Source organism: Paenibacillus sp. RC334 (assembly GCF_030034735.1).
Classification (GTDB): domain Bacteria; phylum Bacillota; class Bacilli; order Paenibacillales; family Paenibacillaceae; genus Paenibacillus; species Paenibacillus terrae_A.
On sequence record NZ_CP125370.1, the window covers coordinates 5,401,547 to 5,421,724 of the forward strand.

Genomic DNA, 20,178 nt, shown 5'->3' on the forward strand with positions numbered 1-20,178 from the left:
CGCGCCTATCCGTCATTATACTCCAGTGGTGGTCTGGAACCAACGGGATGTGTGTCTTGTTCACCTGATCTTCATATCCATGGGAATCTCTCCCAAAAGCTTATCCCAAATATGCGTTGAGCATCCAGATATGTTTATCCACCGCTTCTCTCAAGCCATTAAGAAGATCCTCAGTCGCTTTGTCATGTGCCGCATCCGCTGCTTCCATGCCGTTAGCCAGCTCAGTTGTGATGGTTTTGAAATCCGTAACCACGGATTTTACCATATCCTCGGCTGTCTGCTCACCTGCTGACTCCTGAATGGCTGACAGTTGCAAATGCTCCTTCAAGGTAGCGGCAGGACGGCCTCCAATGGCCAGCAAACGTTCAGCAATCATATCCAGGTTAGCTGTCGCTTCATTATAAAGCTCTTCAAATTTTGCATGCAGTGTGAAGAAATGAGGTCCTTTTACGTACCAGTGGAAATAATGCAGCTTCGTGTACAACACCGACCAGGTAGCTACCTGACGGTTCAAAGCCTTATGCAATTCTTGAATAACCTCTTGTGTAGGTTGAGCGTTCGTATGATTTAATGTACTCATGTGTAATTCCCCTCTCATCATCCATAGTATAGTTGGAGTGAAGCCTGAATTCCCGTGACATTAGTGTTTGATTAACCTGCAAATCCCATGCGTGATTCCAATAAATACTCAGTAATTAATTTAGACTTAATCTAAATCCTGTTTTAATTATAACATTAGGTCAGTTATTTGCAAGAGCTTATTAGGCCTTAATCATGAAGATTACGTGAAGTGTCATATCCTTTGAAAATTCATTTATCTTTCGTATCGTTCAATACTTGCAACGCAAATTCTATATGCATGCGCGCCCCAAGAATCAAGGCTCGTTCGTCGATATCAAATTGGGGATGGTGCAGCGGATACGCTTGCTGTGTACCTGGTGTGCTTATCCCGATAAAACCGAATACGCCGGGAACCTGCTGTGTATAGAGCGCAAAATCCTCCCCGGCTAAAAAGGGAGCAGCCAGCACTTCCGTACTTTCCACTCCAAAGACTTTCCCTGCCGCGCGCACCGCAGCTTGTACGACCACAGGATTGTTTTGAAGAACCGTTCCTGTCCGTTGCACAATATGTGCGGAGCCGCCATGTAAAGATGCAATACTGTTCGCACGATCCACAATCGCTTGGGTGATCCGTTCAACCGTCTCTGTGCGAAAAGCCCGGAAGGTTCCCGTAATTTCGCTGTGACCTGCGATAACATTTTTGGCGCTGCCTGCTTGCAGTGTACCGAAAGATAGGACAGCCGCTTCCTGCGGATCGATGGCGGTGGACATAAATATTTTAATATCCGTGATGAATTGGGCGGCCATAATTATGGCATCCGAGGAAAGATGGGGCGTGCTATGATGTCCCGAAAGTCCGGCAAACCGGATTGTAAAATGCGAAGAAGCGGCCATAGACGTGTGCCGATGAAATCCAATCGTTCCTACAGGAAGATCCGGCCATACGTGCATGGCAAACACCGTCTTTACATCCTCCAGTACACCAGCCTCGATCATATCCTTTCCTCCACTAATCAGCCTGCCATCCAGGGGAGACACCAATGCCCCCTCCTCTGCAGGCTGAAAAACAAACTTAATCGTACCTCGAACCTGATCTCGATTATGACTGAGCACCTTGGCGGCTCCCAACAGCATCGCTGTATGTGCATCATGACCGCACGCGTGCATGGCTCCGGGTATCGTGGAGATATAATTGGCGGTGTTTTGCTCTGTTACAGGCAAAGCGTCTATATCCGCACGCAGTAGCACCGTATCCCCGGCCTGTGTTCCGCGTAATATACCAACTACTCCTTTACCAAAATGCTTCCCGACTTCTGTCTGTACCTCCAGCCCCCAGCTTTGGAGAAGCTCCGCTATGTACGCAGCCGTCCGTTCCACCTCAAACAAAACTTCCGGGTAACAATGCAATTCCCTTCGAAATGCAATCAAATCCGTTTCCAACGCGTCCGGCACTACAAGACCATCAAAAGCACGAGTCATTATTGAACACTCTCCTAAAATCCAATCGGAATATTTGTAGTATATATCCAGCCTAAATGTAGTCTTTATCCCGCAAGCCGTCAACGCGTTATACATAGGTTACATTAATACGAGTATAGAAGATGTTAATTTTGTCTGCTAAAGCACCAGTTCAGCATATATCTCCTTTATATACTCATGAACCCTACCACACGGGGAAAATTGGATGTGATCACCCAACCACACGATTTTCTCATTCCTGGTTATTGACGTTAAAAAATCTGGCTTTCCAAAGTGCTGCTCAATATGTGCTTGCTCACTGGATGACATGGTATAATAGATTAAAAAAAGGTTTGATATAAATGGAAGATTCTCTTGATTTTCGCAAAGATCTTTTTCTTTACGTTTTGAACTTGAAAATTCACATAGAAAACGGAGCAGATAGAATGGTGCTGTGCTGTACAAGCGAAGCGGTCGCTTTTGTCCCCGGATTTCTCCCCTGATTATAAGCTTTGTTCCGGAAATCCGGGGGCGGTGGCGATGGGAAGCACCATCTGTCTGCGGAGTGGCACTATAGGTAACTTTTTAAGATCATCTTATATGATTGGTAAACTGGCTTTTGTTTCTAAAAGGAGCGAATCCATCACAATGGGAGGTGCTGACCATGAACGAGCCTGTACTGAAAAAAGCGATGAATACCTTGGAATTCCTAAGTCAGGATCGGGAAGCCCGTCTTCAATATGAAGCAAGACAACGGTATTTACATGATGAGGCATCCATGATTGAAGGAGCAAAAGAAGAAGGCAAGGCAGAAGGTAAAGCAGAGGGTAAAGCAGAAAGTCGGGCTGAAATTGCACGAAATATGCTCCGTTTAGGCTTAGGTATAGATATTATCGCCAAAGCGTCCGGTTTGTCGGAAGCTGAAATTCGAGCGCTTCAATCATAAAACTGACCACGACAAAAGAGCCGACCCGCAAAAGGGTCGGCTCTACTAATTATTCTCTTATCTCCAAAGGATCCACAATCAAAGGTACAACCTTGCCCGCGTTTACATCAATCAAGCCGTGATCAGTAATTTTCAAAGCCGGGCTGACTGGCAAAGAATGAGTGCTCAGCGACATGATTGGATTGTAATGGCGGTAACCGAGCGACAGCAAGGCAGAACGCAGCTCCTTCACGTGGGCCGCCACCATTTCTAGCGGTCCTTCTGTTAAAATCCCGCCTACGGTTAACGGCAAATGGGACAGCACCTTGCCATTTTCAACTACGCAAAAGCCGCCTTGACTGGAAAGAACCGTATTCGCCGCTAATATCATATCCTGCTTGTTATGCCCTACGACCAGCAAGTTATGGTTATCGTGCGAATACGTGGTTGCTACCGCCCCGCGCTTAATCGTGTCTCCCCCGATCAAACCATAGGCACGGTTACCATTCTTGCCATATCGCTCAAAAGTAGCGATAAGCCCGTGTTCGCTCTGTTCCCACATCAGCTCACCATTCGCCACCTGCTCAGGTGCAATACGTTCGCTCGTAAAGGTCGATCCGTCCTTCACCATCATAATACGGCAATGATGTGTACCATCCGCTACATCCAGCTCTACGATAAAATCCCGCTCTGTGAGAGGCTTCAGCTTTACACTTTGGTAAAAATGAGGTGGAAAACGGCAGCTTAACGAATCTTGATGATACTCTTCAAATTTATCGAATACCTTTTGCCCATCCTTGTACACCCGCTCTACTTCAAAATGGCTCAGGTCAGACAACAAGACAAAATCAGCTATTTTCCCCGGTGCAATCGTGCCCCGGTCGTGCATACGCATCCGTGTCGCAGGCGTGAACGTAGCAGCATAGATCGCATCCTCAGGCTTCATGCCCATCCCGATTGCTTTGCTTACAATATGGTTCAGATGCCCACGCTCTACGAAGGAATCCGGCATCACATCATCCGTTACAAAGCAAAAATGCTGCGCCACGTCTTCCTGAATCAAATACTCCATCACTTCAGGGGTCATGGATTTTTCCTGAATCTCAATGAACATCCCCGCAGCCATACGAGCCTTCATGCCTTCAATGCTTTGGTGGGTATGGTCAGAGCCAATTCCCGCGTAGATTAACTGATGCAGGTCCAGATCAAGCAACTGCGGCGTATGCCCTTCAATGATCAGCTCCGGGTAATGCTCACGAACATGGCGTAAAATACGGTTGGTCTTGCCCTCCGGATCACGAATCACATCCACATAATTCATAATTTCACCCAGACAGATCATCTCACCGGTTTGCAACAGTGCGTCAATCTCAGGAATATCAATCTCGCCCCCTGAGGTTTCGAGCGGCGTTGCCGGGACAGAGCTTGGAATACCGTAAAACATATCAGCCACGCAATCTTTGCTGGCCGCCATCATTTCCCGAATGCCTTCCAATCCAAAAACATTCGCCATTTCGTGCGGTTCCGGTACAATCGTCGTCACGCCGTTGCGAATGAGTCCATAGGAAAAGGTCGCCGGTGTCACCATTGTGCTTTCAATATGGAGATGAATGTCGATCAGGCCGGGAATCATATATTTCCCGTGCCCTTCTACAATTTCATTCACTTCAAACGACTCCAGGCCACGCTGACCGATATACATAAACTTGCCGTCAAGTATAGCAACATTGCCTTCCTCGAACGTCTTGTAATAGCTGTTATACACTTTAACTTGTAAAATCATTTTGTCTGCACGCATGATGTATCTCCTTCATCGAACCCGCTGATTATTGGACCAGCACCATTTTATCTGCCGGAAAATGCAGGGTAACCCGTTGACCGCTCAGGTACGGCGTGTCCATCTCCTGATTGGCGGTGAAGCTTCCTTTCGCCGTTTCTACCACATACTGATAGCTGCGCCCCAGGTAAGTGCTCACCTTGATAATGCCGGGCAACTCATTTTCTCCCGTCTCATTGCCTGCTGTGCGGATAACCAAATCATCCGGACGAATAGCCCCCTGACGGGCACCCGGCTGGACTGTACCCTGATTACGGGCCACACTAAACGAAAGATCGCTTGTACTCAGGAGAATTCGTTCCCCCTCCTCAACGCGTTCGTCAAAGGACAAGAAATTATTGAATCCGATAAAACGGGCGACAAATTCGGTGGTTGGATATTTAAAAATCGTCGATGGCGCATCCAACTGCTCGATATTCCCCTTGTTCATAATCGCAACCCGGTCAGATATCGAAAAACATTCCTCCTGATCATGCGATACGTATACAGTGGTAATCCCCAATTCCTGTTGAATACGGCGAATTTCTACACGCATATTCACACGCAGGTTCGCATCCAGATTACTCAGCGGTTCATCGAACAGCAGCAGGTCGGGTTCAATCACAAGCGCCCGTGCAATCGCAACACGCTGACGCTGTCCACCGGACAGTTCGCCAGGGAACCGCTTTTCAAAGCCCCCCAGACTGACTGTATCCAGCATAGCCATAACACGGCGTTTTATATCATCTTCCTTCACCTTGCGCAGCCGCAGTCCAAAGGCAACATTATCAAAAACGGACAAATGCGGGAAAAGCGCATAGCTTTGGAATACAAAACCGAAATTCCGTTTGTTCACCGGAACCCGGGTGTAATCTTTATCGCCAAACAAAAACGTCCCTTGTTTAGCTTCGAGAAATCCTGCAATCAGACGAAGTGTGGTCGTTTTGCCACATCCACTCGGTCCGAGCAACGAGAGCAATTGCCCCCGTTCGAGCTGCAAATCGAAATCCTGCAAGATCAGTTGGTTATCATAAGCGACCGATACACGATCCAGAGTAAGCAGTGCCATATGGTTGAAGCCTCCATTACCTTTTAGTGAAGTAAGACAATCCCATCAGTCGTTCAATCAAGAACATCAGAATACCGGTCAAAATCATCAGCATTACCGAAATCGCTGCAATCGTCGGGTCAAAATAATTTTCGACGTAGGTCAGCATTTGAATAGGCAGGGTGCTGAATCCCGGTCCTGTCATGAAGACGGAAATGTCGACATTGTTGAATGATTCCAGAAAGGCAATCAGGATAGCCGCAATAATACCCGAACGGATGTTGGGCAGAACCACCTTGAAAAAGGTTTCCAGCCGTCCGGCTCCCAAGCTGAGTGCTGCTTCCTCAATCGCAAAATCAAAGTTGGACAAGCTGGACGCAATGACCCGTATAATGAACGGCAGCATAATTACCGTATGTCCGATCAACAGTCCTGCGTATACCGGCAAATGATAAACAATGATCAGATAACGCAGCAGTGTAAAGCCCAGCACAATACCCGGTATGAGCAGCGGGGAGAGGAACAAAGCATTCAGCGCATCCTTCCCGTGAAACGAAAAACGACTAAGCGCATAAGCGGCAGGCATGCCGATCAGCAGCGCCAAAATGTTACCCAGCAGAGAGACGACAATCGACGTTTTGAACGTGGACATAAACAGATCCACTTCAAAAATATTTTGATACCAGCGCAAGGAAAAGCCCTGAGGAGGAAATTTTAATACCGTGCCCGGCTCGAAAGAAGTGACCGATATGATCAACAGCGGACCGAGCAGAAAGACGAAGACCAGCAGGCTAAAGAAGCCTAGTCCGTAATGTTTCTCCCGCATATCCACCTACCCCTTCGGATTGAGTTTATGGGCCGCCTTATTTAAGAGACCGACCACGATAAATGTAATGACAATCATAATCGTTGCAATAACGGAGGCGAGAAACCAGTCATTCAGCGTCATCGCGTTCTGATACAAAAATGTAGCAATGACGCGCTGTTTTCCTCCAAGTAGTGCTGGTGTCGTATAAGCCGTCAGGCTGCCCACGAAAACGAGAATGCTTCCGATAATCAGGCCCGGCACAGACAGAGGAAATACAATTTTACGGAATGCGCTGAATTTGGAGGCACCGAGACTCTGAGCTGCATGGACGAGATCACCGTCGATATTTTCGAGTACACCAATCAGTGAAATAATCATCAGCGGTAAAAACAAATGCACCAGACCAATAATCATCGCCGCCGGGGTATACAAAATATTGAGCGGCTCATCAACGAGTCCTAAACCGATGAGCACGTTATTCAGCAGCCCTTTGCGACCCAAAATGACCATCCAGCTAAATGACCGCACCACCGGACTGGTCAGCAAGGGGAAGATAGCCAGCGCCAGCAAAATCCCTTTGCGGCGCGGGGCCTTTTGCGAAATATAATAAGCCGTCGGGAAGCCGAGTAGCACGCATACGAGCGTCGTAACGATACTGACTTCCAGCGTAGTCAGCAATATTTTCAGAAAATAAGGGTCCTTGAAGAAATGGAGATAGCCTTCTAGGGTGAATGAGCTGTTCTGTACGAAGGTCGAGCCGATCGTTAACACAATCGGAATGACCATGAACACCGCCAGAAAGAGCAAACCTGGCAGCAGCAGCCAATACAAGTATGTTTTCTTCATGGGTAGCTCCTTGCGGTTATCAATATGTTATTCCTTGTTCAGCACCTGAATAAACAGTTCCAGAAATGCCTCGTTTTCCACCTGTTCGCACACGTTCATGTTCGGGCTATGATTGAGACGATTCTGTACATCGCCCACCGTTTGTCCGTCACATATACGGCTGGAGGTTTCCACATCGACATACATTAGCGAAGTTTCCACCAGCCTCGAATTCAGCGCAACGCCTACAGCAAGCGGATCATGAAGCGCACACGCTTTTACTCCGTTACGTTCCTCATAACGCTTGGTATAAATGGCTGTGCTTTCAGCCACATAGCTGCGAATCGCCGGATCGGTGAGACGGGCAATATGGTCCGTCGTCAGCAGTGCCTTCCGTGTTACATCCAGTCCCACCTGTACCAACCGCCCAAATCCGGCATGAAATACGATCCGCGCCGCTTCCGGGTCAGCATACATGTTATATTCTGCTACAGGCGTAATATTGCCGCACCCGTGAATAACACCACCCATAAAAATGACCTCATTGACGTATTGCGTCAACTCCGGGCATTTCAGAAGCGCCAACGCCAGATTCGTGAGCGGCCCGGTGCAAACCAGGGTCAGTTCTCCAGGGTGAGCCATGACTGTATCAATGATGATGTCCGGCGCAAAACCTTCAGACGCCGAAATGGCAGGGACAACTCCACTCAATGCGCCCCCAATACCGTCTTCCCCATGAATACGGTGCTCATGCAATCCTTTACGGATTAATGGAGCATCGGCCCCCCGATAAACCGGAATATCCGGTCTATCCAAAAGGTCGAGGATTTTGCATGTGTTCAATGTTGCCTGTTTAAGCGATACATTACCGCATACGGTAGTAATCGCTGTAACATCCAGCTGGCCGCTTTTGGTGGCTAATAAAATACCCAACGCATCATCAATACCAGTATCTACATCTAATATGACTTTTTTCATTATTGAGCAACTTCCCGGTTCCAGCGATCCGTCCATGCCTTGATATGGTCATTGACGAATTTCATATCCAGCTTGGTCAGCTTGTTGACCACATCTGCACCATACGTAATTCCTTCTGTATCCGCACCGGACAGCACCACCTGCGTATTCACCGGAGAATCAACCTTCGCCTTGGCGGACTTTTCTTGAACTTCCTTGCTTAGCTGCCAGTTGATAAATTCCTCAGCCAATTCTTTTTGGTCGGAGCCTTTCACCACGTTGATCGTGTTCATTACTGCATAAGCCCCTTCACTCGGCGCTACAAATTTGGCTCCAGGCACTGCTGCTTTCAAATCTTTGAAGTACATCTCCATAATCGGTCCGCCCGCGATTTCCTGCTGACTGAACATGTTGACGAATTCGGACGTCTTGCTATAAAACTTAACAATATTCGGACTCAGCTCTTTCAGTTTCCCGAATGCCTGGTCTTCATTAAAATCTTTACTACCCGCTACCTTGGAGGCCGCGTCTACAACCATCGGTCCAGCCGTAGCCGTAATGTTCGGCAGGGTCACGTTTCCTTTGAACTCACTGCCCCACAGATCAGCCCAAGAGGTCACATTCTTTTTAACCAGCTCCGGGTTGTAAGCAATACCAAGGCGGCCAACCGTATAAGCAGGGCCATACTCCTCACCCAGCGGTGCTTTGGCAATATCATAAATTTGATTCAGGTTCGGCACCTTGCTGCGATCCAGCTTTTCAAACAAACCCTGTTGAATTCCCTGTTGGGCATAATAATCAGACAGATAAATCAGATCGACGTCTGTGCTTCCTTGACTAATTTTGTTCAACCGTTCTGCGTTATTCCCAATCTCTACTACAATATCAACGTTGTGTTCCTTCTCAAAAGGCTCATACACTTCTTTGTTAAAAAAGTCCTCGGAGAAGCCCCATGTGGAAATGATTAGCTTCTTCTTGCCATCAGCCGAGCTGCTTTTCCCATCTTCCTGACCTCCGGTAGCATTGCTGCCGCAACCTGCAAGCACAACAGATGCCAAGGTCAAAGCCATGAACCCTTTAAACCATTTTTTCATTTGAAACTCCCCCTATTTATTCATTCTGCGAACCTGATAACACAAAAAAGAAAAGTACTCTTGTAAAACAAGAATACTTTTCTTCGTAAACAAAGAATAAGCTGATCCCGCTGCGCGTTATAACAGGTTCTCCCCTCAGATAGATCCGAAGCGAAAAGCCGAATATCCAATTGTATTAGGATTCTTTCAGTATGATGTTCGTGATTGCCCACTGCGTTGCTGAATCATAGTCGCGCAGTAGAGCTTCAATATCGAGCCCCATATCCTCAATCAGCTTCTCGCGAAGTCTCTTCTTATACAGCATGGACATTCGGAAATCCACTTCCAGCTTCAAGCCGGGGGCTTCCACTTCCAATGCCGCCGAGCGTGGAGAACGCCGGTGCTTCGCAACAAAGGTAACAATGTTGTTCTCAACGGTGGCCCGCAGTAGCGTGGTGCCGAAGCCGAACAGTTCCTTTGAAATTTCGTTGTAAATCTGGCACATCCGCTTCTTGCTTTCATTACTGTCGAGCAGCGTCATGAACCCACCCTCATCAGCATATTACGTACAATCAATCTTTCAACACGATAGATTATACATAAATATATGATAAATAGCAATAAAAATCCCTAATATAATAACATATGATGCGAAAAAGCGAACAATATGTCGAACTTTGTAGAGCATTGTAGAGCTTTAGAATATTTTTGTACTTTTTTTCGGCTAAGATATCATAACCCCTGGATAGGCAAGTAACGTTAAGCCATAAATTTTACCGTTCTTCACTTTTGGTACGATGCTGAATTACATAAATAAAAGGATATTCGCCTTTGCTTATTTTACGTTTCCACTCTTGGATCATATCTTCTTGGGTAGGCGGTTTCTCGTTTACGATTGCTCCTGTAGTTTCTTTAGCCATACTCTTTACCCTCTCACGATGGATTTAGTTATTGCGTCTTTATCTTTTCTCCTGTCATTTTGATGTTACCATCCATTTCTATCAGACTTGTTTTACATTTTAAACCGATGGCATCCTTCGCTGTGACTTGTATTGTGTTACCCGCATTGAATACTAAGTTGCCGTCAGCCTTAACACGGATGTCCTTTTTACTCCGCAGTTCGATTCCATGGTCATCCAGCAGTCGAATCACCACTTCATCGTCATTCCCCGTGATTAAAATTTCATTTTTCTCAAATATAATAGCTTTGCGGTACTTAGTCATAAATATCTTCGTTGACGGGTCCTTAATAAAGTCTCCCCCTTTAGATCTCTTTCGGATCGAGTGGGTTACAATAGCGTCTTTTTCGTTATGGGTCGGAAAGTAGATATCTACAAAGTCAAAAAGCTCCGGCATGCAGTACCATCCCGTATTCCCTTCCGATGTATAAAATGTAGCAGTTGGAAAAGCAAAGGTTTCCTTAACGTTCGGCTTGACCTTATCCATTTCATAAAAGAATACCTTCACATGATCCTGTTCAATTCCAATCACTTTCGACTTCAATGATATGCCACGAATGTTCTCGTTTACAATCAGTTCCTGCTTCATTCCATCAGAGGTGGTTAGCACATATTCATGCCATAAGGAATTGTGTCGTATAAACGCAACAGACTGCAAGACGTATAAAGCTTTCCCTTTGAATTTAACCTCAGCCCCAATTTGTAGCAGGACATCTTTCGGCCCCGTCGTTTGCACTTTATAATACAAAAGATTGTCGTCTTTGCTTGCCCCTGGTTTGGTTTTTCTGGTCATAGAGTAGTTATACTGTTTCAGCTCACCTTTATGGACACCATCGGGTAATCCAAAATAAAACTGAGGGTTCTCTCCTATCGGATCAGGTATCAGTCCCCAACCAAGCCGAGACGCTATACGTTTCAGAAACGACCAGTCCGTCTCGTCGAATTGCATCGTAAATCCCTGTAAAAGCTGATCCTTTAAGCGACTGGTACAATTGGCTTTAGGATATGATTTGAGTACATGTTCAAGCAAAGCCTGTAGCTTCATTTTTACATTTTGAAAGGATTGTCTATGAGGCACTTCATCCAGCTGGCTAGTATAGGATAGGGCTTCGGCGACCAAATAAGCTACATTGGACACCAACTTGATTCTGAACTGCGTGACTAATCCCCGGAACAACACAATCTGTTTCTGATCATCATTCAGGTAAGAAACAACTAACTTAGCTCCTGCCTCCATATGATCCGTATACTCTTCCATTTGAGTGCCGGTTAACACACCCGTTAAAAAGACTTTCACATGCTCATTCATTTTCTGTACAACTTTAATTTTCGGATTTTTAAGAGATAAAACCGTTCCGTTATACTTGATGATTGGATATCCCATGTCTCTGCCCCTTTTTGTCGGTTAGTTTACGTTTATCCGTTGTTTGCTTACGTATTGAATGACATCTTTAATGGTTTGATTATGCCCCTGATCGTTGATGGCCTGATCCAATGCAGGGAGCGTGGTAAAAGTTTTATTTTTCTTTTGAAAGTAGATACCTGCTATAGGAAATGGATCAACTCTACCAGGTCCATGAATTCCGTTATCCACACTACTAATGATGATAACATCCTTTAATCCATCCTTATTCACATCCTTGAAGGCCACCGCTTCTACACCTCCGTAACGTGCGACCCACTCATGATTCCCGTAGAACTCGGGAAATGGATATATAATATGTCCTTGCTCATCTAAAAGGAAGAAAAAGAATTTACGAAGACCTTCCGGATATCCATATGTGGATACAAACCTTCATAACGAATACCCGTATATTGAACACTCAAGAACCGTTCACTTTGCCGTTTAATTTCATAATCAATCTCTACATGAGCTTCAGTACCAGAATCGACATGTTCGTGTAATCCTTTTACCGCTTCGGTCTTAAGAATTTGGTTTAAAGATTTTTGCTTTGCAGTATCCTTGAGTTTTGTAATTTGAGGGTATTTAATCACGATTCCATGTTCCGAATATTTCGCTTGAATGAGTTCGTAGCTTTGCTGTTCAATATGAGCATTTGAGCTGATGCTATGTTCAGAATCAATACAGACTTCTCCACTTCTAGAGAACTCAATGGTAATGTTCTTATCAGAATGATCACTGTTTATTAAAAAACCATCGCGGTGGTCTAAAACTCCGATACTCATGCTATCATGTTGTCGATTCTCGAAAATAATAGGCTCATTCACATCCTTGTTCAAATACCACAAATCAGGGAGCTTCATCTTATCTATTACTATTCTTTCCTGCGTCCACTTTTGCCCAGACAATTCCCACAAAGCAACAAATACTGGGGCTGGATGATATATTGAAACATATCCCCCTAACATCAACCGTATTCCGTGGTCTGAATCTCGAACCACAAAATCCGTAGTTAATTCTGGCCCATCATCGTTAAGCATCTGGGCGTGCACAAGCTGCTTCGCACTCCACCACTGAACAAATGTATATTTACCTCCGATCGTACCTGTTAGCGTATTAGGTGCTCTATAATTCACAACTCTAACGTTTAGCCGTTGATTTTTTAACTGGAACGTTTTCGTTATCACAGTAAGTTTGTTATCAAACTGTTCTGCAAATTCTCCGTCCTTCATCTCTACACTTTCTGGTTCGTTTAGCAACAAATTAAGATCCTGTGTGAAGTCCTGAAGCTTACTTTCTCTGACATCAGAATCCATATTCTCATTGCTGATTATATGAAGTGTCTCTAGCAACGTATCCAGCCTTTTCGAATAGGAAATCATTTTGGCTTCATTTTGGAGAGAAAGCGTATGATTTGTTGCTGCTTTTGAAGAATCATTTTCCTTCGTACATCCGTTCAGTACTACACAGGAAATTAGTAGTAACAGCACGTAACAATTCGCCCGTACTTCAAGTAACTCATGCTGGATATCACGCTCTCTACAATTTATCGTTTATCTCTATACTCATAATCCTCCACTTGCCTGACTGTTTTTCTAATGTAAACGTAATTTCTTTTTTTGCTCTTTCTTCTAATGAATTATCTTTTACCAAATATACTTTTCGGTTCTCATCGCCGCTAATCTCTTCATAACTCAGGTCCAACCCCGAGTAAGATAAATATGCTAAACTGGAAAAATCGATGACATCCTCAAAATCATATGTTTGCCTTGCTGCCAGATCGGTGAGCTGGTCCATTTCAGGGAAAGGTAAGCCAAACCATTTCATAAGATAATCGACTTCCAAGTAATTTTGTATCACAGCCTTGGGATCGGTTGGATATACAAACTTTTTATTTTTATACAAAAGCTCCATTTTTTCTGGTCCTGTTCCATCATATTTTTGATAGACTACGATGGTATGCTCCTGAATGTCACTAAACTCGTAATAATCGACACTTTCAAAGACACCGTCATGATCGGTATCTTTTAACGTCCGAATCCCTTGCCCAGTAGCATTAGGAAAATCAGAATTTATACTTTTAATATGATTATTTTCCAAGGCATATATGGAGAATCCCTCGGAGTAAGCACCTCCATCGCCTATAGAGTATACAACGATAAACTTTTGATCCGTTTGATCCAGCTTCATGATTTTCACATCAGTATTTAGATGCACAACTATAACGGGGTCCTCTAGTTTAGCAATGATGTGATAGCCCGCATCCTCCCGGACTATAAATATGTTGTAAATTTCCTCTTTTTCTAATCCAAAAGCAAGCACGTATTCCAGCTTTCCATCACGGTCCAAATCTTCTTTTATTATTTTTTGAAGATGCTCATTCTTGGGTTGAATTTTCTTTATAAACTGATCTAATGTGTCAGAATCTTGCACAGTAGCTTTACTAGAATCTTTCGTTATCTCAGGACTAACAATAGTTGGTGTAGCTGATTTAGGAGCAATACTTTTTACCTCAACCTCTTTATTCACACCACAACCACTGAAAATTAAAATGACTAAAACAAGTACAAATAACTTTTTATTAATCACACTTCCCCTTCTTTCAAATTTCCTATTTTTATAATAACTCGATTATTTTGATGAAGCCTGTGTAGGTTCAGGGCAAGCAGCTGCAGGCATATTTTTATATACGGGTATCCTAAAAGTAAGAGGTGCGTCCACAGTTTTAAGACCCTTGGAAAAACGATCCGATTTTATATATGCATCCATAATATTGGTAGCATACTGCTTACTAATAGTTCCATTGTTCCTGAAGGAATTTACATTCCACTTTAGGCTATAAAGAGTATCTTGCCCTTTTTGAATATAATTTTCATTAATCCATTTACCTCCGCCGATTATTGCACTATCGACAGAATTCCAGTTCTCTGACTTAGCTTTTTTTGCACCATTTTTGAGTGCATTCCCATCGTTTGCACCAATGCCATACATGTTGTACCAACCGATATATTCCGGGACCTGTCCCTTTCCTAAAGTTGAAGTTCCGCCTCCCGATTCAACCATGGCCTTTGCCGCTAAAAATACTGCACTCGCCTCATTGCCGCCTGCCTTTAGAAATACATCCCCTTTATTAGCCAAACTTTTGCTTAGCACTTTATTAACAGCCTCTTTATTTTGGGTGTTCTTATCATACTTTCCGGACAAAAATTGGAATACACGAGACTCGGTAAGAAAATTACGAGGATCTAAATAATATGAAACTGCCTTAGGAGAAGCAGCATTATATCCTCTATCATATTTAAACTTTGGATCCCTCCAAGACGGTGAGTATCCATATTTGCTCACTTCAGTGCATACCAATCCATTTTTCATTTCTGCCTTGAGAAAACTATTAAAATCTACATTAGTTTCTTCCGCTATAAAACGCCAGGAGGGATGCTGCTTGTGTAATTTTAATAGTGCAGGCCTGTATGATTCCGGGAACTTAGAAAGCTCAGCTTCAAAACTATCATTTTCTGATTTATCAGAAGGTACCTGTGCAGGTTTAGAATCATCCTTCTTAGGTGGTTCTTTAGTGCTCGTATCGATCAGGCCCAACTTCTCGCGAATGGCTCGTCCCGCCTTCTCAGCGGCTAACTTTTGCTTGATATTTCCGCTTGCCTCAGCAGCCATCCAGCGGACGCTTTCTTTTTGCATCTGCTCTTGAGCCCACTTGGGGAACGTGGCCATTTCACGTAACTTGCTTCGAAGTCCCTCTGCCAGCTTTTGCGCTTTACGCATCCCGACCTCGTCGCCGTTTGCTTTAGCGATATACCAATCCTCCTTGTATTTACGCATCCAGGTTTGGGCCCAGTCAGGATAATTCAGTTTTTGTTTCTTTTGTTCTGCCGCAAGATCAAAAGCCTTTGCTTTCCTGTGTGCATTAGCGGTTGTTAAAGCTTTCAACATAGGTGTTGCACCAAACGTTGGTTCTTTCCATTTCATATGCCTTCTCCTTTTTTTAAGAATACTTAGAAGAATCGTATCTCCGACATACATGTATCGTGATATTTGCTTCCTTTCTCTACTGCCTCAATCGTTATTTTCACAAATGAGGTGTGAACGGGATTATCAATAAATTCGTTTCTCATAAAATGGTTATCTATCATCATGGTCTGTCCATTTGAGAACTCTAGTTTCATTCGCTTAACTCTATTATTTGCTTGGAAAGTATCAGATGACTTAGCCAAGCCATTTATGAGTTCGAAACCTTTCAATTCTTGCACAGAACCAAAATCAATCTTAATCCACTCCCCAATCCCGTCTCCCTTAGCCCCTTCACACCATGCTGTACTCGCATCTCCATCCATAATGTTACGGGCAGCATAGGAATTTCCTGCTTGGTCAGAAAGCATAGAAGATGCGCTAATCTTCTTTGCCGGGATACTTTTCCGATATTTCACCAAATCCGTTGTAGTCTGTACCCATTGTGTAGGAACGGTGGGAAATCCTATCCGATGCATGATATCAGGATATTTTATAAGCAGACCTGTTTGAGTATCACGTTGTTCTACTTCTCCCGACGAGTTCAAATAAGCGATTATTCGGCTATCCAATGTTAAAACAGGAGCTTCAGAGGTCTTTGCCAACAACCTCCTATGATCATTCTTTAAATCCAAAATATACGTCTGGTTAGAATTATTGTTGGTATAGACCAGTAGGTCGTTCTGAAGCCATTCTTTAACCTGTATATTCTCTTGTCCCATGCTGATTCGTTTGATTTCTTTATTATTCAGTAGATCAAAAATGATTAAGTTATTATTACCATCCTGAATACAGAGCTTCTTGCTATCTGGAGAAAAATGATCATAAAGAGCAGAATCATTCGTACCTTTATGGCTCAAAATATTGAGCTTTTTAGTAAGTCGTTCCTGAATACTGTATTGATAAAAGGCCCCATTCTTTGTATAAATACATCTACTTAAATCAGGGGATACCACAGCATAGTAACTATTTGGTATATTGAACTGATATATTTTCTTAGACGTGGATAAGTCATAGATTAGGAAGGCGCTGTAATCCAAATAGTTTGTTTCTCTGTATAAAACTATGGCTTTGCCATCATCAGAGATTCGGTGTATCTCCAGTTCACTTTTAGGAAAACTCTCCTTATTATTTGCATATAACTCATCTATAATGTCATCTAAAACAATATAGGTATTACCTGTGGAGTCTTCCATATCCGCCAAATAGTCTAAAGACTCGCTATCATTTTCACCTTGGAGCCACATCCAATTTATTTGTTTTTTATTCTGTGTTGGTTTTACTACCTGATCTGTATTAATTTTATTGTATTCGCTCGATGTTATACTATTATTATGTTGAACACAGCCATATAAAATTGAAAACGCCAAACAACATATTATTGTTGTTTTTCTCACCCAATCCCTACCTCCTAATACTTCTTTCCATTTCATTGCTTCTACTATTTCTTTCTGTCTTTTCGATCAATTATGGTCAGCCCCTGAATTGATGTATTAGGTTCTTCTGTTAAAGAATGTTTCACCACTCCTAGCACAATAAGAAATTGTGTAAACTCGTCTTTATGGATCGTAATACAACCAATTGAAGTTTTATTAGGCAACCGATCTTCGTTAAAACCCTTGTGAATGTTGATACCAGTTGCATTATGGGGCTTCTTGTTTTTACCTTTCGTAGAAGGTACTACTCCTCCATTTCTAACGCGTAACGCTGGATACCTCTTTTTCAGATCATTAATCTTGTGCCATCCACCCACAAATTCATATACCCCATCATTTACCGTGGCATCCTCATTTTCATAATCTGGAAGTGTACTTGCATTATTGCTTGTATATTTAATTTCGCCGTCTATCACCACAATTGCCATCGCTCCATACCGACCTTCCGGGTGATCTTCTTGTTTATGACTATAAGAGCCGTCTCCTTCAAAGAAGAACACAAGTGGTGCCTTGTGGTTCGAAGAAAGCTTCTTTTGAATAATACTGTTATTGGTGTAATCATTTACTCTATACAGAGCTTGAGCCTGATTACCTTTTATGCCTTTATTACTTATATAATTTTCAATCTTTTTCACTGCTACTAATCCATCTTTATAATCCTTAGGATTTAATGGCTTCGGTTCTTCCTTCGTCGGCTTTTCAGGAGTAATCGGCGTCTTCTTGCCCGGTTCCGTTTTCGTTATTGGAACAGTCGGCGTTGCAGCCTTATTAACCTTAGGCCATGGAAGAATGCCGTTGGCTACTTGATGCAGATACACTGCGAGCACATCACGGCCATAGCCCTTATTCTCCAGACCGTATTTTTTCGCAAAATCTTGCAGTGCCGCGTTAAGCTCCTTATCCCAATCGCCTGTTGTTGGAAGCTTGTACGAGAAGCTGTCTGGATACTTCTTGGCAAGCTTGTTCAAATTCTCTCTCGCAAGCTGGCTGTTCACGCCATACTTACTCCGCAGGGCGGCGGCTTCCTTGGCAATGGCCTTTTGATCGGCAACGGTCAGCTTATGGGCCGCATCTGCGTATTGTCCGGACAGCTCCTCTAGCCGGTTCGCATCGAGATAGGAGCTGGCAGAATGCCCACGAATCAGCTCGTTGATTAGCACATTGTCACGCAGTTGGTTGGCGAGAAGATGCATCTGCTTTTGCTTGGCTTTGTCATTTGCGCCGTGCGCTTCCCACCACTGGGACGTGTATTCATGCATTTGCGCTCTGGCCCAGGCAGGCATACGATCTATTTCTGCCACCTTCTGACGCAATTGCTTGGCCTTGGCTGCTGCTTCCTTGGCACCCTTTTTGTCACCTGCTGCCACGGCTTTGTAATAGTCCTTTTTAGATTGAAGCAGCAAATCCTGCACCCATTGCGGATATCCCTTTCCCTTCAATTCTTGAATCAGGGATTTATAGGCTTTCAGTTCTGCATCAGGCACCTGATTTTTTATGAGCTTACTGGCCTTGATATGAAGCGTTCCATCGGTTCGGATATAGCTAGTTTTGCACGTCAGAGATATTTCGCGAGTAGCGGTCATCTGTACCTTTTTACCATGCAGCACCAAGTCTGTATCGGCGTGAAAGGTAAGATCGTGATGACTATACACGTGAATACCGGAAGCAGGATTTAAGCGTACAAGTATCTTTTCTTTCTGGGTGGAGAGAGCTACTTCTTTATCATCGAATCTCGCCACTTTTTGAGTTTTGGTATGAAACAGCTTTCTTGCTGGCTTGCTGATTTCATCTCCTTTGTAGTCTCTCTTACGCAGGGATTGAACCACGCGAGCTTCCTGCTCTTTGTTGGACGGAAAATATAAATGGACATGATCCCCAAGCTCGGGCATGCAGTGCCAACCGATTCCACCACCGGTATACAAGGTGGGGTAAGAAAACCAGCAACCCCCAGCTTTGGACTGCAAAGAATCCACGGACAAGTGAAGTTTAACCGACTCTCCTTCACCATCTAAATCAATGACTTTCCCTTCAATGGAGGTACCTTGTATGTGTTGATTATATATAACCTCCCTCGGAATGCCTGTTCCCGGAACGAGAAAGTAGTCATATGTCATAAGACCTTGCTTCATCTCTGCATGAATCTGATCGATAACCCAATGCTTTCGTTGAAACACGACGACATCTCCAAGTTCAAAACGTTTCGTATCCTCCACTTCAGCATATGTATACTGGGGACATGACTTTGTTTTTTGGAGGGAAAAGTTAATGCTTCGCAGTTCACCTTTCACCTGATCTTTCGATGTGCCCAACCATAGTCTCGGGAACACGGATGTAATCTCGGCAATCAGTCCAGTTTGCAGATGAGAGGCCATTCTTTTTAAAAACTCCCAATCACTCTCCCCATACTGAATCGAAAAGCCGTCCAGCTTTTTATCGCTGTCAGTCAGGTCAATAAAATCCCCGTGTGGATAAGCATCTATGAGTTCGCGGAACAATTGGTAATACGTCAAGCTACTGTTTTGAAACGAACGGTTTTTCCGTTGTTGATCCATCAAATATGTAAAAGAGGCAGCCTCTATGTACATGTGATATACGCCTTTTTTGAATCCAATGCTAATATTGGTGACTATTCCTTTAAAAATACTAACCATCCCTCGATCTTCATCCGTCTCATATACCTCCAGCACATCCTTATCATGTGCTAAACCGTCATACTTAGCATGATCCTCATCCGGTATGAGAGCAGTGATGTACACCTTGCCGTGCTCATTCACCTTCTGTGTCAATTCAAAGTCCAGCAGCCGGACAATATCATACGGTGCATTTACCCTAATATTTCCATACGTCAGCACAGTTCCTGCCAGTCCCATCTTACTCCCCCCATTTG

General features: G+C 43.9%; 17 protein-coding genes and 1 pseudogene. 1 reads left to right on the forward strand and 17 read right to left on the reverse strand.

Features of this window, described 5'->3' with window-relative positions; translation table 11 throughout:
- Window positions 1-100: 100 nt before the first annotated feature.
- Window positions 101-580 (reverse strand): Dps family protein, encoded by a 480-nt coding sequence (locus QMK20_RS24800; protein WP_283653700.1) that lies wholly within the window; start codon window positions 578-580, stop codon window positions 101-103.
- A gap of 230 nt (window positions 581-810) precedes the next feature.
- On the reverse strand, window positions 811-2,040 hold the full coding sequence (locus QMK20_RS24805) for a M20 metallopeptidase family protein (RefSeq protein ID WP_283653701.1): 1,230 nt from the start codon (window positions 2,038-2,040) through the stop codon (window positions 811-813).
- Window positions 2,041-2,623: 583 nt separating this feature from the next.
- Between QMK20_RS24805 and QMK20_RS24810 the strand changes: the two are divergent.
- A pseudogene (locus QMK20_RS24810) lies at window positions 2,624-2,965 on the forward strand (Rpn family recombination-promoting nuclease/putative transposase); the annotation flags it as partial.
- Between the two features lie 49 nt (window positions 2,966-3,014).
- Here the strand turns inward: QMK20_RS24810 and QMK20_RS24815 are convergent.
- The 15 genes from QMK20_RS24815 to QMK20_RS24885 form a co-directional block, all read right to left on the reverse strand.
- A complete protein-coding gene (locus tag QMK20_RS24815) occupies window positions 3,015-4,742 on the reverse strand; it encodes an adenine deaminase C-terminal domain-containing protein (RefSeq protein WP_283653702.1) in 1,728 nt (575 codons plus the stop codon).
- Window positions 4,743-4,770: 28 nt separating this feature from the next.
- Complete coding sequence (locus QMK20_RS24820; protein WP_283653703.1) at window positions 4,771-5,829, reverse strand: ABC transporter ATP-binding protein; 1,059 nt, start codon at window positions 5,827-5,829, stop codon at window positions 4,771-4,773.
- 16 nt (window positions 5,830-5,845) lie between these two features.
- Window positions 5,846-6,634: an ABC transporter permease gene (locus tag QMK20_RS24825; RefSeq protein ID WP_044644351.1), complete on the reverse strand. Its 789-nt coding sequence runs from the start codon at window positions 6,632-6,634 to the stop codon at window positions 5,846-5,848.
- A 6-nt stretch (window positions 6,635-6,640) separates the two neighbouring features.
- Entirely contained in the window at window positions 6,641-7,462 is an 822-nt protein-coding gene (locus tag QMK20_RS24830; RefSeq protein ID WP_283653704.1) for an ABC transporter permease, read from the reverse strand.
- A 27-nt stretch (window positions 7,463-7,489) separates the two neighbouring features.
- Window positions 7,490-8,419, reverse strand: a complete 930-nt coding sequence (locus tag QMK20_RS24835) for a nucleoside hydrolase (RefSeq protein ID WP_283653705.1) — start codon at window positions 8,417-8,419, stop codon at window positions 7,490-7,492.
- Complete coding sequence (locus tag QMK20_RS24840; RefSeq protein ID WP_283653706.1) at window positions 8,419-9,492, reverse strand: ABC transporter substrate-binding protein; 1,074 nt, start codon at window positions 9,490-9,492, stop codon at window positions 8,419-8,421. Before QMK20_RS24840 ends, QMK20_RS24835 begins: the two co-directional genes overlap by 1 nt.
- 175 nt (window positions 9,493-9,667) lie before the next feature.
- Window positions 9,668-10,012, reverse strand: a complete 345-nt coding sequence (locus QMK20_RS24845) for a hypothetical protein (RefSeq protein ID WP_014278613.1) — start codon at window positions 10,010-10,012, stop codon at window positions 9,668-9,670.
- 232 nt (window positions 10,013-10,244) lie between these two features.
- Entirely contained in the window at window positions 10,245-10,391 is a 147-nt protein-coding gene (locus tag QMK20_RS24850; RefSeq protein WP_283653707.1) for a hypothetical protein, read from the reverse strand.
- Window positions 10,392-10,419: 28 nt separating this feature from the next.
- Window positions 10,420-11,814 (reverse strand): hypothetical protein, encoded by a 1,395-nt coding sequence (locus QMK20_RS24855; RefSeq protein WP_283653708.1) that lies wholly within the window; start codon window positions 11,812-11,814, stop codon window positions 10,420-10,422.
- Between the two features lie 21 nt (window positions 11,815-11,835).
- Complete coding sequence (locus QMK20_RS24860; RefSeq protein WP_283653709.1) at window positions 11,836-12,081, reverse strand: hypothetical protein; 246 nt, start codon at window positions 12,079-12,081, stop codon at window positions 11,836-11,838.
- An 83-nt stretch (window positions 12,082-12,164) separates the two neighbouring features.
- A complete protein-coding gene (locus QMK20_RS24865; RefSeq protein WP_283653710.1) occupies window positions 12,165-13,322 on the reverse strand; it encodes a polysaccharide deacetylase family protein in 1,158 nt (385 codons plus the stop codon).
- 49 nt (window positions 13,323-13,371) lie between these two features.
- Complete coding sequence (locus QMK20_RS24870; RefSeq protein WP_283653711.1) at window positions 13,372-14,421, reverse strand: hypothetical protein; 1,050 nt, start codon at window positions 14,419-14,421, stop codon at window positions 13,372-13,374.
- Between the two features lie 42 nt (window positions 14,422-14,463).
- Window positions 14,464-15,816: an N-acetylglucosaminidase gene (locus tag QMK20_RS24875; protein ID WP_283653712.1), complete on the reverse strand. Its 1,353-nt coding sequence runs from the start codon at window positions 15,814-15,816 to the stop codon at window positions 14,464-14,466.
- A gap of 26 nt (window positions 15,817-15,842) precedes the next feature.
- Window positions 15,843-17,252, reverse strand: a complete 1,410-nt coding sequence (locus QMK20_RS24880; RefSeq protein WP_283653713.1) for an NADase-type glycan-binding domain-containing protein — start codon at window positions 17,250-17,252, stop codon at window positions 15,843-15,845.
- Window positions 17,253-17,296: 44 nt separating this feature from the next.
- A complete protein-coding gene (locus tag QMK20_RS24885; RefSeq protein WP_283653714.1) occupies window positions 17,297-20,161 on the reverse strand; it encodes a phage baseplate assembly protein V in 2,865 nt (954 codons plus the stop codon).
- Window positions 20,162-20,178 lie beyond the last annotated feature (17 nt).

Bases quoted from the DNA above. Each gene is read 5' to 3' on its own strand.
- QMK20_RS24850 (WP_283653707.1), bottom strand. From the start codon at position 10,391: ATGGCTAAAGAAACTACAGGAGCAATCGTAAACGAGAAACCGCCTACC.
- QMK20_RS24840 (WP_283653706.1), bottom strand. From the start codon at position 9,492: ATGAAAAAATGGTTTAAAGGGTTCATGGCTTTGACCTTGGCATCTGTT.
- QMK20_RS24885 (WP_283653714.1), bottom strand. From the start codon at position 20,161: ATGGGACTGGCAGGAACTGTGCTGACGTATGGAAATATTAGGGTAAAT.
- QMK20_RS24820 (WP_283653703.1), bottom strand. From the start codon at position 5,829: ATGGCACTGCTTACTCTGGATCGTGTATCGGTCGCTTATGATAACCAA.
- QMK20_RS24875 (WP_283653712.1), bottom strand. From the start codon at position 15,816: ATGAAATGGAAAGAACCAACGTTTGGTGCAACACCTATGTTGAAAGCT.
- QMK20_RS24805 (WP_283653701.1), bottom strand. From the start codon at position 2,040: ATGACTCGTGCTTTTGATGGTCTTGTAGTGCCGGACGCGTTGGAAACG.
- QMK20_RS24800 (WP_283653700.1), bottom strand. From the start codon at position 580: ATGAGTACATTAAATCATACGAACGCTCAACCTACACAAGAGGTTATT.
- QMK20_RS24835 (WP_283653705.1), bottom strand. From the start codon at position 8,419: ATGAAAAAAGTCATATTAGATGTAGATACTGGTATTGATGATGCGTTG.
- QMK20_RS24855 (WP_283653708.1), bottom strand. From the start codon at position 11,814: ATGGGATATCCAATCATCAAGTATAACGGAACGGTTTTATCTCTTAAA.
- QMK20_RS24845 (WP_014278613.1), bottom strand. From the start codon at position 10,012: ATGACGCTGCTCGACAGTAATGAAAGCAAGAAGCGGATGTGCCAGATT.
- QMK20_RS24830 (WP_283653704.1), bottom strand. From the start codon at position 7,462: ATGAAGAAAACATACTTGTATTGGCTGCTGCTGCCAGGTTTGCTCTTT.
- QMK20_RS24815 (WP_283653702.1), bottom strand. From the start codon at position 4,742: ATGCGTGCAGACAAAATGATTTTACAAGTTAAAGTGTATAACAGCTAT.
- QMK20_RS24825 (WP_044644351.1), bottom strand. From the start codon at position 6,634: ATGCGGGAGAAACATTACGGACTAGGCTTCTTTAGCCTGCTGGTCTTC.